This is a genomic window from Bacillus sp. FSL K6-6038 (assembly GCF_038050455.1).
Taxonomy (GTDB): domain Bacteria; phylum Bacillota; class Bacilli; order Bacillales; family Bacillaceae_G; genus Bacillus_A; species Bacillus_A pseudomycoides.
On record NZ_JBBOUH010000001.1, the window covers coordinates 2803421 to 2816447 of the forward strand.

General features: G+C 35.3%; 10 protein-coding genes. 2 read left to right on the top strand and 8 right to left on the bottom strand.

Going from position 1 to position 13027, the window contains the following annotated elements:
* Positions 1–47 precede the first annotated feature (47 nt).
* Positions 48–749, top strand: coding sequence for a GNAT family N-acetyltransferase (locus NSQ40_RS14560; protein ID WP_003207362.1), 702 nt, complete (start codon positions 48–50; stop codon positions 747–749).
* Here the strand turns inward: NSQ40_RS14560 and NSQ40_RS14565 are convergent.
* Positions 708–959 (bottom strand): hypothetical protein, encoded by a 252-nt coding sequence (locus tag NSQ40_RS14565; protein WP_033796209.1) that lies wholly within the window; start codon positions 957–959, stop codon positions 708–710. The two genes, NSQ40_RS14560 and NSQ40_RS14565, sit on opposite strands and share 42 nt — an antisense overlap.
* 265 nt (positions 960–1224) lie before the next feature.
* Between NSQ40_RS14565 and NSQ40_RS14570 the strand changes: the two genes are divergently transcribed.
* Complete coding sequence (locus NSQ40_RS14570; protein ID WP_003207360.1) at positions 1225–2052, top strand: peptidoglycan-N-acetylglucosamine deacetylase; 828 nt, start codon at positions 1225–1227, stop codon at positions 2050–2052.
* Positions 2053–2388: 336 nt separating this feature from the next.
* On the opposite strand, the gene NSQ40_RS14575 is transcribed toward NSQ40_RS14570, so the two are convergent.
* From NSQ40_RS14575 to aroC, 7 genes are all read right to left on the bottom strand, one after another.
* Positions 2389–4353: an LTA synthase family protein gene (locus NSQ40_RS14575; RefSeq protein WP_033796229.1), complete on the bottom strand. Its 1965-nt coding sequence runs from the start codon at positions 4351–4353 to the stop codon at positions 2389–2391.
* 798 nt (positions 4354–5151) lie between these two features.
* Complete coding sequence (locus tag NSQ40_RS14580; RefSeq protein WP_003198439.1) at positions 5152–6777, bottom strand: ABC-F family ATP-binding cassette domain-containing protein; 1626 nt, start codon at positions 6775–6777, stop codon at positions 5152–5154.
* A gap of 140 nt (positions 6778–6917) precedes the next feature.
* A complete protein-coding gene (locus NSQ40_RS14585) occupies positions 6918–8090 on the bottom strand; it encodes a GNAT family N-acetyltransferase (protein ID WP_099000015.1) in 1173 nt (390 codons plus the stop codon).
* Positions 8091–8315: 225 nt separating this feature from the next.
* Complete coding sequence (aroA, locus tag NSQ40_RS14590; protein ID WP_003198435.1) at positions 8316–9620, bottom strand: 3-phosphoshikimate 1-carboxyvinyltransferase; 1305 nt, start codon at positions 9618–9620, stop codon at positions 8316–8318.
* Between the two features lie 18 nt (positions 9621–9638).
* Complete coding sequence (gene tyrA / locus NSQ40_RS14595) at positions 9639–10739, bottom strand: prephenate dehydrogenase (protein ID WP_033796228.1); 1101 nt, start codon at positions 10737–10739, stop codon at positions 9639–9641.
* Complete coding sequence (hisC, locus tag NSQ40_RS14600; RefSeq protein ID WP_003207486.1) at positions 10732–11832, bottom strand: histidinol-phosphate transaminase; 1101 nt, start codon at positions 11830–11832, stop codon at positions 10732–10734. Before hisC ends, tyrA begins: the two co-directional genes overlap by 8 nt.
* A 16-nt stretch (positions 11833–11848) precedes the next feature.
* Complete coding sequence (gene aroC / locus NSQ40_RS14605) at positions 11849–13021, bottom strand: chorismate synthase (protein ID WP_003198429.1); 1173 nt, start codon at positions 13019–13021, stop codon at positions 11849–11851.
* Between the last annotated feature and the right edge of the window lie 6 nt (positions 13022–13027).

Genomic DNA, 13027 nt, shown 5'->3' on the forward strand with positions numbered 1-13027 from the left:
AAAGAAGGAATTTTGATTTTTATGTTATATAATATTACACATATGCAATGAATAAGGGGGTGAATGATACATTGCTTTCGAATTTTGAATTAATGTCTATTCAGACTGAAGTTTTATTTTCTCATAATCAATTTGGAAAAATAACAAGTATTAACGAACCTGAAAGCACAGTTGCACCTCGTTTTTTTCTTGGTCATACAAAAGATGGTACGATTAGACGATATCGCTTTGATCTACCCAACGTTCTAACAAATGAGATTGAAGAATTATTTACCAATCATCCTAATCACATAGATTTAGCAAAAATTATGCACATACTAAGCGGAGAACAGCCGATACATAAAATCTGGATAGGGCCTGCTTTTGTATTTCCAAATAAGCTAGATAATCCTATCCGAGCAATAAAGATTACGGAGACAAATAAAGAACTTCTTCAATACAGCTTTCCAAATTTATTACATCAGTTAAAATGGCGACAACCTTGTTTTGCAATTCTTGAAAACGAGATGATTGTTTCTATATGCTGTAGTGCAAGAAGTATAACTATAGCCGCTGAAGCAAGTGTAGAAACATTAGTGTCCTTCCAAGGGAAAGGATATGGCTATAATGTTGTAGCAGCTTGGGCGAAAGCCGTACAAGATGAAGGTCGTATTCCTCTTTATAGCACTTCTTGGGATAATTTCGCTTCACAAGCAGTAGCAAAAAAATTAAAACTGATTAACTATGGAACTGACATTCACTTCTCTTAAAACTGCATCTATATTACTTTCTGCTATCCATTTCAGCTGATTTTTCAACTTGTTTTGAGCTTGAGCCCTTCCAAACCCCTTATCATTTTCTATCCTCCTCGACAAGATGGGATCCACAAAATGAATTAATTCTACCTCCAATACTTCAAATGCTCTTTCTATATATTCAATATTTGAATGATGGGCATGTAAACAAGCTATTTTTTTCACTTTTATCACACCTTTTTCATTTTAAAAACGCATATGTACAATTATAGAATTTAGATTTTTTTAACCAACGCATTACTGTTTTTTGTCCATTTCTCTTTTCATTCTCAAAAACCTGCTAAGCAAGAATAATTATCACAGTAAAAACAACAAAATCTTGCATACTTTTTTACAAACTTTTTTGTACTTGTAAAAATCTTTTTTTGCATTTACCTACCTAAAATTGCTAATATAGTAGAGTAGAACTATTATAGAGAGAAGGAAAACTATGCACAATGGAATTCGAATGACAACCTTAGTAAAAAGGGCATTGTTAATTTGCGTCGGGGTATTATTTTTATACGAAGCAATGTACGGTCCAACTCATATTGCTCGGGCAAGTACGGGAGATGAAACAAAATCTGTTCAACTTGTAAGTGAAATTCAAACTGCTCTAGCTCCGAAAGAAGCTCCAAAACAATATAACGGGCAAGTTAGAAAAGTTGCTTACTTAACATTTGACGATGGTCCTGGAAAGTACACTGCTGAGCTATTAGAAATGTTGAAAAAAGAAGATGCGAAAGCTACATTTTTCCTAATTGGAGCAAACGTTAAAGCATTTCCAGATCTTGTGAAACAAGAATTAGCCGAAGGACATTATGTTGGTATGCACAGTATGACACATAACTACAAAAAGCTATATACTGAAGGACATTATGTGGATGAAATGAAAGAAGATCAAGGTTTAATTGCTGGGATTATCGGAAAATCCCCTATCTTAACACGTCCACCATATGGCTCAATGCCAGGATTGAATGAAGCGCTCCGCAATAAAGTTGCTGAAGGTGGTTTTAAGGTTTGGGATTGGACAATTGACTCTTTAGACTGGAGATATAATAAAATGCCAGTAGATGCTGCCTCGGCGCAAATTGTACAAAATGTTCTTGCTGGTGCTACAAATCCAATCGAGGTCGTGTTAATGCATGATATTCACCCACAATCAGTAAAAGCTGTGCCTGGGATCATTAAAGGTCTAAAAGAAAAAGGTTATGAACTGGAAAGTTATCAAGAAGATGAACATTTCCCATTAAACTTCTGGCATGATAAACGTATGTAATAAAAAAAGACTTGATTTTCTTCATAGGAAAATCAAGTCTTTTTTTATTTTTATTTGTTTAGAAAATAGAAGTTATTAATTTTACAAGTATAGATACTAACTTTGCAAAATTAGATTGTTTCAATCACTTTCTACTAATATAGTATCTTGTATCTCCCATTAAATTAAGTCCAAATTATCGTTTTTGTAGTGTGCAATAATTGTACTCTTTTCATACATTCATTATACTCTATCAATTCGGTATGTGAAATTATCAAATGTCTCCAAAATAGAAAAGCCTCCTCACAAGGATATTTATCCTTATAAGGAGACTAACGTTGATTTATTTTATTACGTTTAACCTTCTTGCGTAGTTTTTACTTTCGTCTTATTTTTATCACGATGATTATAGTTATATTTCGAACGATCTACTGGTGTAAATCCTTCTGGTGTGTAGAATCGTAATAAATCTCCGTTTACAACTTCATCAGAAAATTTAAGTTTCTGTTGAACTATTTTTTCATTTTGTTTGATTTCATCCGTTGCTTCTACTGGTTTTCCAGTGGTTGTGTCATAATACTTTCCATTAAGCGCAGTAACAGCCGGACTTACATAGTTACCATTACGGAACGGAACAACTTGTTGATGCTCTGGTGATAATAAATCTGTACCAAATTGGATATAATTCTTTGTATCGGTACCTAGTAAATGTAACAGCGTTGGAAGAACATCGATTTCTCCGCCATATTGGTGTTGAACTCCGCCCTTCATTCCTGGAACATGAATGATTAAAGGTACACGTTGTAATTGTGCATTTTCAAATGAATTAATTTCTTTACCCATGATTTGTGACATCGCTGCATTATGATTATCTGAAATACCATAATGGTCTCCATACATCACAATGATCGAATTGTCATATAAACCAGATTGCTTCAAGTAATCCATAAAGCTTTTTACAGATTCATCTAAATAACGGGCTGTTTGGAAATACGTATCTACAGATGAATCACCAGTTTTTGCTGGTTCAATTGTCGCTTCATCCTTATTAATTGGATAAGGGAAGTGATTTGATAACGTAATAAACTTCGCATAGAACGGTTGTTTTAATGTTTGTAACATTGGAATAGACTCATTAAAGAATGGTTTATCTTTCAGACCATAGTTTACAACATCTTTTTCATTCATATCATAATATGATGCATCAAAGAATTTATTAAATCCAAATGATTTATAAATATCATCACGATTCCAGAATGTTTTATAGTTACCATGGAACACCGCAGATGTATAGCCCTGCTGTCCTAAAATAGCTGGTGCTGCTTGATACGTATTATGAGCTTTGTTTGTAAATACAGACCCTTGTGGTAAACCGAATAGTGAGTTCTCTAACATAAACTCCGCATCAGATGTTTTACCTTGTCCTGTTTGATGGAAGAAGTTATCAAAATACAGTGTATTTGCATCTTGTGTAAATGAATTTAAGAATGGTGTAACTTCTTGTCCGTTCAACTTGTAATTAATTAAAAAGTTTTGGAACGACTCTAAATGAATATAGATAACGTTCATACCTTTCCCCTTACCAAAATACTCTGGGTTAGGGCTTGCATAGTTCGATGTAATATAGTTTCTTACACCGGTCATGCTATCTCCATCCGCTAAAGCACGTTCTGTCGATGCTTTCATACTTTGGATGCCATCATATATTGTATAGTTGTACGCACCTAAGTATTTCACAATGTAGTTGCGGTCAAACGTTCTTGTTAGTAATTCAGGACGATCAGATTCTGCTAAACCTAAGTTGATGCTAAAAATTAAAATCCCCATAATAAATACAAGTGACAATTTATATTTTGCAACACGAATTGGTTTTGGATTAGCAAATTTTGTTATTACCAACACAAGCAAGATAATTGTGTCTAAGAAATATAATGGATCATATAGATGTAATAACGCTAAAATACTACCACCTAAATCTCCAAAGTTATTCGTTTGTGTTAATGTCGGGAACGTAATAAAATCGCTGAAAAAGCGATAATATACTACGTTTGAGTATAAGATAATTGACAGTAACAAATTAATAATAATTAACCAAATATAAGATCGTTTCCCTTTTGCAAATAATGCAAGTCCTAAAAATAGGACCGCTGAGCTTAGCGGGTTAAAAAATAGCAAGAATTTTTGGATTGTGTTCGATATTCCTAAGTCGAATTCTGTAACATATGCTGCATATGTTTTTAACCAGAATAAAACAACTGCAAAAATAAAGAACCCAAAATGATTACTTAACACACGTTTGCTCTTTAATAATAATTGTTTCATCTCTCCACCTCTTTTAATCATCCAAGGTTTATTTTTTATAAGTCTACCTCTGTTTTGAATTTACTTTCCCAAAACAACCCTTACTTTTCTTTAACCTTATGAAGAATATTAGTAATTATAAGTTTAAGGTTGTATTTATTCAACTATTTCTTATTAAATATGTTGACCTAGATATATATTTAATAAAATGCATTTGTAACATTTTTTATTTCTATCTAACTTTCTAAAAATCCGTCCGGTTATTAGGACACTCCCCACTATAAACTTTTATTCTTCACTCCGCAAACATTCTTATTTCCAAAATTACCAATTGGATTTATTGCTGCTAATTTATTCATTCTGAGAAAACTTCTTCTTACTGCATCCTTTATATGTAAAAAAATTATAATTTACATACATATTTTTTATTATTAACTTCTATAAACAACATTTAATTCCATTATTTCTCCTGTTCATTTAACATTAGCCTTGTGATACGAAAAGAATATATTTAATCTGAACAGGCCGGTTCCGTTTGGAAAGACATGTAATTTTTCATTATATGTAAATCCATTTTAATTTTTCGATATCTAAATCCCTGCTATGCAGAATAAAAAGTAACTTACACTCGTTTGCTTTTGCTCTTTCTGTTTTTACTTCGCACGTGGCAGAAAAAGGCCCTGACCGCTTCTATGCATGGCCAGATGCTCTCCCCCACCTAAAAAAAGGGATTTTATGTCGGTTTTTTAATTGATGTACATATAGTAAAAAAACAAAACCCTCGCTCTATTCTAAGTGCGAGGGTTTTGTTTTTACAGATTATTTCCCTTGATACATTGCATCTACTTGCTTTTGAAGTTCTACATTTTCTAAGAACTCATCGTATGTCGCTTCTTTATCGATTACACCGTTTGGCGTCACTTCGATAATACGATTTGCAATTGTTTGTACGAACTGATGGTCATGAGATGTAAATAGTAATGTTCCTTTAAATGCGATTAAACCGTTGTTTAATGCTGTGATAGACTCAAGGTCTAAATGGTTCGTTGGATCATCAAGTGTTAATACGTTTGCTCCGCTTAACATCATTTTAGAAAGCATACAACGAACTTTTTCTCCACCTGACAATACAGAAACATTTTTCTTTACTTCTTCACCAGAGAATAGCATACGACCTAAGAAACCACGTAAGAAACTTTCTGTTTCATCTTGTGGAGAGAACTGACGTAACCATTCAACTAAGTTATATTCACTGTTCTCGAAGTACTTAGAGTTATCTCTTGGGAAGTAAGCTTGAGATGTTGTAACGCCCCACTTAAATGAACCGCTATCTGGCTCCATTTCACCCATAAGAATTTTAAATAATGTTGTCATTGCAATATCATTGCGTCCGATAAATGCAACTTTATCACCTTTATTTAATGTGAAGTACACATTATCTAACACTTTTTCTCCATCAATCGTTTTTGAAAGACCTTCTACAGTTAATAAGTCATTTCCTACTTCACGCTCTGGTGTGAAGCCAACGAATGGATAACGGCGTGATGATGGTTTAATATCATCTAATGTAATTTTATCTAATAATTTTTTACGAGAAGTCGCTTGCTTCGCTTTAGATGCGTTTGAGCTAAAGCGTGCAATGAAGTTTTGTAACTCTTTTACTTTCTCTTCTTTTTTCTTATTTGCATCTTGTGTTAGTTTTAATGCTAATTGGCTTGATTCATACCAGAAGTCATAGTTACCAACATACAATTGAATTTTACCGAAATCAAGATCCGCCATGTGCGTACATACTTTATTTAAGAAGTGACGGTCATGGGATACAACGATAACTGTATTTTCAAAGTTCATTAAGAAGTTCTCTAACCATTGAATCGCTTTTAAGTCTAAGTGGTTGGTAGGCTCATCTAATAATAGAATGTCAGGTTGACCGAATAATGCTTGAGCAAGTAATACTTTTACTTTCTCTGCCCCTGTTAACTCTGACAATTTTTTGTCATGAACGTCTTCTCCAATGCCTAGGCCTTTTAAAAGGATTGCCGCTTCAGATTCAGCTTCCCAACCGTTTAGCTCAGCAAACTCACCTTCCAGTTCTGCAGCACGCATACCGTCTTCATCACTGAAATCTTCTTTCATGTAAATTGCATTTTTTTCTTGCATTACTTTGTAAAGACGTGTGTGGCCCATAATTACTGTTTCTAATACAGGAAACTCTTCGTATTCGAAGTGGTTCTGTTTTAATACTGCTAAACGCTCACCTGGCGTGATGTTTACATCACCTGTTGATGGATCAATTTCTCCAGATAAAATCTTTAGAAATGTTGATTTACCAGCACCGTTTGCTCCGATTAAACCGTAGCAGTTACCTGGTGTGAATTTTATGTTAACATCATCAAATAATTTTCTGTCCGCAAAGCGCAATCCTACGTTACTAACTGTAATCATGTGTTTCCTCCAATTTCGATACTTTTATATACATACTTCACTTACTATAACATACTTAGGCATCTAAAGGTATATCTAATCATCTTTCTATTTCAACAAAATAAAAAGCACTTTTCAAATCGTGCTTTTTATTTGAAATTTTAAAAGAAATCATAAATAAATGGTCTATGTAATGGAATCAACTGTTCAAGTGTTTTTACTTCTTCCTCACTCCCTAAAATATGGTCCATTTCGTATAACTCTAATGGACGCTTATATCCAAATAACATTGTTGATAACGCATTTATATTTAAATGGATTCCGCTACTATTTTGTTTTTCGGTTTCTTCTTTATTAACAATCACTATTTCTTTATTCTGTAATTGAACCGTCACATTATTCCACGCGGCAAATGAGTCTGAAATATGTAAAATGACATTATTTTGTTGATTACTCCAAACAAATGGATATTGATTTAAAAACTGCTCCACGTCTACAATCCGAGCCATAAAATAAGGAGTAATTTCAGCCTTAACTCGAGGCTCTTGTAAAGTATAACGTAATGGCTCTGTTTCACTTAGTATCATCTTAAGCTCTTTTATCATCGAATCATGTTGGCAAATAAAATTCCAAAGTCCATTTCGAGCTTCATTATTTAGCGGTACAAATTCTTCCACTGTCATTTTTGAATCATTTATTTTGTACAGCATATAACCAGTAGCTTCATCTTTTTCATTGTAATAGACCGCTGCCGTCAAATCATGGTAAACTGCTTGCGTCCACCAATCCGTACTTCGAACTAGCATACCAGCGAATCGCTTCGCAAATTGCTCATATACTGCTTCTATTTCTTTTGGATGTGAATCTTTATTAAAACGTCTCACATTCCCTTTCACATGCTTTTGCATCACTAAATCACTCTTCGTCATGGAACATATGAAACGATTGGCAAATAGTTCCCATCCATACTTTCTATAGAATGAAACTGCAAATGGATGTAACATTGATACACTAAATCCATCTTGTTTCATTTTTTGTAGCACATACTTCAGTAATTCTTTTACATGCCCACTCCGTCTATACTCTGGGTATGTCGCTACTCCTGCAATTCCACCCATTTTAAACATTTCATCACCAATATTTATTTCGAATGGAAAAAGGTGCAATTTTGCTGCAAGTTGATTTCCTTCCAAAATCCCAAACAGTTGATGGTGCTTTTTCATTAATGTAAGACGCCTTTCAATTTGATCTTCCGGTACCTTATATTGAAATGCATATTCAGATAAAGCAATCGCTTCTCTATATTGTCGCTCTGCTAATTCAATTACTTTCATGACTTTCTCCTCCTATTCCCTTTATTACATTCGTACTCATACAGATAAAATCCTATCTAAAAAATTAGAAAGGTCGATGAAATATACATCGACCTTTCTATAATTATTATATCTCGATATAACACACACTATCTTCCAAATAAAGATTTGCCATAAAACAAAAAGCTTTGCTTACTAAGCTAATCACTTTTATCATGTCCCCTGTATACCATATAAAGTGAAACTTTATGCTTTTTCCAATTCGGTTTGTAGTTTGCTTAGTTCCTTAAAAAATGTAGGGTACGAAACTCCAACAGCCTCCGCATCTCCGAGTACTGTTTTACCTTCTGCTATAGAGCCCGCAATCCCAAGCATCATACCGATTCGGTGGTCACCATGACTATTTACTTTATTGCCTTTTAACGAAGACTTACCGTAAATAATCATTCCATCATCCGTTGCTTCAATACGTGCTCCTAGTTTTGTTAATTCAGCTACAACTGTATCGATACGATTTGTTTCTTTTACTTTCAGCTCATGTGCATCCTTGATAACTGTAATTCCTTCTGCTTGCGTTGCTGCAAGCGCAATGATTGGGATTTCATCGATAAGTCTTGGGATAATATCCCCTCCAATTTCAATCCCTTGAAGTGAAGATGTTTCAATCGTAATATTCGCAGCTGGCTCTGACGCATCCTTATTAATAGGCTGTATTTCTAACTTAGCACCCATTTTAGTAAGAACATCTATAATTCCTGTACGAGTCGGATTCATTCCAACATTTTGTAATACAAGTTTACTATTTGGAACAACCGCTCCCGCAACTAAGAAAAATGCCGCTGAAGAAACATCACCAGGTACCTGTATATCAGTCCCTATTAATTTTTGTCCACCAGCAATTTTCACAGTTTTATCTTCACGAGTTACCGTAACGCCAAACGCCTCAAGCATTCTTTCTGTATGGTCTCTTGAAATATGAGGTTCTGTAACAGTTGTTACACCTTTTGCAGTCAGTCCCGCAAGTAAAATAGCCGACTTCACTTGTGCGCTTGCTACAGGTGAAGTATAGTCGATTGCTTTTAAACTTCCACCTCGTATTGTAAGCGGAGTAAACGTCCCTTCTTCTCTACCATCAATTTTCGCTCTCATAAGTCCAAGCGGATTCGTTACACGTTTCATTGGTCTTTTTCCAATTGATGAATCACCTTGGATGCAGGAATGGAAAGGTGTGTTCGCAAGTATTCCAGACATTAATCGGATCGTTGTCCCCGAATTACCAACATCTAAAACATTTTTAGGTTCTTGTAACCCTTCTAATCCTTTTCCCATTACAATTACTTCATCACCATTTTGTGAAATTTCTACTCCCATTTCTCTAAAACAAGAAATTGTACTTAAACAATCTGCACCGGGCAGAAAACCTTTAATTGTTGTTTTTCCCTGCGCGATTGCTCCAAACATGACAGCACGGTGTGAGATAGATTTATCTCCGGGGATTCTAATTGTTCCTCGCAATCCACTTGTTACATTTTGTATCGTTTTCTCCTTCACGGTGTCATCCTCTCCTTATTACATTGTTTCATATGTTTGGTATTCTTCTTTTTGTAATGCGATCACTGCTTTTAAGCGATCCTCTTCTCTTTGGAAGCTAATACGAAGCACACCAAGTAATCCCTCTCGCGCTTCTATAATTTGCAGATTTGTAATACTAATTTCTTCATGAGCTAAAATACTCGTAATATGAGCTAATGCCCCTACTTTATCTAAAACATCAACATATAAGTCATGATAAGCTGGAATCGCTCCACTTTTACGAACTGGTAAAGAATCACGATATTCTTTCGCATCTGCAAAGTAGTTTTGTATTTCGCCTGCATCTCCTATAGAAACCGTCTTATATAACTCTTCCATTTCAGAGATCCACTCTTTTAATAATACCATTAAATGCTCACGATTTTGCTTTACAATGTCACTCCACATTTTCGGACTGCTAGATGCGATACGTGTAATATCTTTAAATCCACCGGCAGCTAGTTGATGAATGAGTGGATTATCTCCTGCATGTTTCTCGACTTGTTTTACTAAACCTGCCGCAATAAGATGCGGAAAATGACTAACGATTCCTGTTACATAATCGTGTTCTTCTGTATTTAAGACGAGAAAATGTGATCCTGTTCCTTTCAACCATACTTTTAGCTCTTCCACTTGATCATTTGGCACATGATTCATCGGTGTTAAAATGTAAAATGCATTTTCAAATAAATGCGCCTTTGCACTTTCAACACCAGTTTTATGAGACCCTGCCATCGGATGTCCGCCAATAAAAGAAACTTTCTTTGAAAATAAAGCTTCCGCTTCATTCATAATTGTTCCTTTTGTACTTCCAACATCGGTCACTATTACATCATCCCGTAAACGAAATGACGCTAGTTTGTGTAATAACTTCTTCGTTTCTTCAACTGGAGAGGCAAAAATAATTAAATTTGCCTCTTCACATGCACGCTGTAAATCTATTGCTACTTCATCTACTACATATAATTCTTTCGCACGCTCTACCTGCTCTTTAAATAAATCATAACCTGTTATCGTTACATCGTGCTCTTTCTTAATTGCTAATGCGAGAGAGCCTCCTATTAATCCTGTTCCAATTAATACTACCTTTTTACACATTGGCCTCATCTCGAGACTTATGTTTTTTATTTTCAAAGTGTTGTTTTAACACTGAAATCACTCCTTCATTTTGTTCCCTTGTTCCGATTGTAATACGGACACCATTTGGAAACGGACGAATAATAAACCCTGCGTGCGCGCAAGCTTCATAAATTTCTCCAGCATCATCTACCGGCAAGAAGATGAAGTTTGTTTGCGACGGATAGAATGGAATTTCATTTCTCTTACAAAAACTTTCGTATTGTTGCAGCCCCTCTGTATTAACACGTACTATCTTTTCAATAAATGACTCATCGCTTAAGGCAATCGTTGCTGCATTTTGTGCCAATGAAGATACGTTAAACGGCAAACGTACAACATTTAATTTCTCGATTAACTCTTCATGTCCAATCGAATACCCAACACGGAATGATGCTAATCCGTATGCTTTAGAAAACGTTCTTAGTATAAGAATGTTTTTATGTTTTTCTAAAAGCGGTAATGTCTCTGGGAAATCTTTTGCTGTTACGTATTCATAGTACGCTTCATCAATGACAATTAACGTATTTTTACTAATTCCCTCAATGAATTGAGTCAATTTTCGCTCATTTACATATGTGCCTGTCGGATTGTTCGGATTACAAATCCAAACGATTTTTGTATTGTTATCAACCGCTGAAGAAATTTCGTCTAAGTCATATACACCGTTATTTAAAGCTACTTCTTTCACTTCGCACCCTTCAATAACTGCATGATGACGATATTGCGGGAAAGTTTCTCCTGCTGTTACTACATTATCTCCCTTACAAAGTACCGCACGGCTTATAATTTGAATGACTTCATCAAGTCCGCTTCCACATATAAATTGTTCCTTTTGAACTTGTAGTTTTTCTGCAATTGTTTGGCGAAGTTCTACAGCTCCTCCATCTGGATATAAGGCATGTTCATGCCATGCTTTTTGCAACTCTTCTATAACACGTGGTGAACAACCGAATGGATTTTCATTTGATGCTAATTTTACAAATGAATGATCCCCATATATCTCTTTCATTTGCTGCGCTGATTTACCTGGTTTATATGGCTGTAATGATGATAATTGCTCTTTTACCTTCATCTGGCATCCATCCTTTTTAAAATTCTTTTGCATATTTGTTATGCTGCGTAATATTTTGCTTGATTAATTCCATGCGGTCTTTTCCGAATTGTTCAACTAATGCGTCCGCAAGCTCCCATGCAACCACAGCTTCTGCAACAACACTTGCAGCTGGTACTGCACAACTATCAGATCGTTCAATACTTGCTTGGAATGTTTCTTTCGTATCAATATCTACACTCGCAAGTGGCTTATATAATGTAGGAATCGGCTTCATTACACCTCTTACTACAATTGGCATTCCTGTAGTCATACCACCTTCTAATCCACCTGCATGATTTGTTTTTCTTGTATAGCCTTTTTCTTCATCCCATAGGATTTCATCGTGTACTAAGCTTCCTGGCTGCCTTGCCGCCTCAAATCCAATCCCAATTTCAGCGCCTTTAAAAGCATTAATACTCATAATTGCTCCCGCGAGTTTTGCATCTAATTTACGATCATAATGTACGTAGCTACCAACACCAATTGGCATCCCTTCCGCAATTACTTCTACAATTCCACCTATTGAATCCCCACTGCTTTTTGCAGTATCGATAGCATCCATCATCTTTTGCTCTACCTCTTTATCTAGGCAACGCACAGGTGAATTTTCTGTAATTGTTTGAATTTCTTCTATTAGTAGTCGGCCTACACGATTTGCTTGTATCCCGCCAATCTCAAGAACATGTCCTGCAATTTGCACACCTAATTCTTTTAAAATTTGTTTTGCAACTGCACCAGCAGCTACTCTTACAGTTGTCTCTCTTGCAGAAGAACGTTCCAAAACATTTCGTATATCACGGTGACCATATTTAATTGCACCATTTAAATCAGCATGTCCTGGACGTGGTTTTGTAATTGTACGTTTCATTTCTTTACTTTCTTGCTCCGAAATAGGTTCAGCCCCCATTACTTTCGTCCAATGTTTGAAATCATCATTTTTTACGATTAATGTAATTGGTGAACCAAGTGTTATTCCGTGGCGCACACCACTTACAATCTCTACTGTATCCGTTTCAATTTGCATGCGTCTCCCGCGACCATGCCCTTTTTGTCTTCTTAATAATTCCTTATTAATATGTTCTGCTTGTAACGATAATCCTGCAGGTACACCTTCTAAAATAACAGTTAACTGCGGACCATGTGATTCTCCGGCTGTAATATATCTCATTTCTCT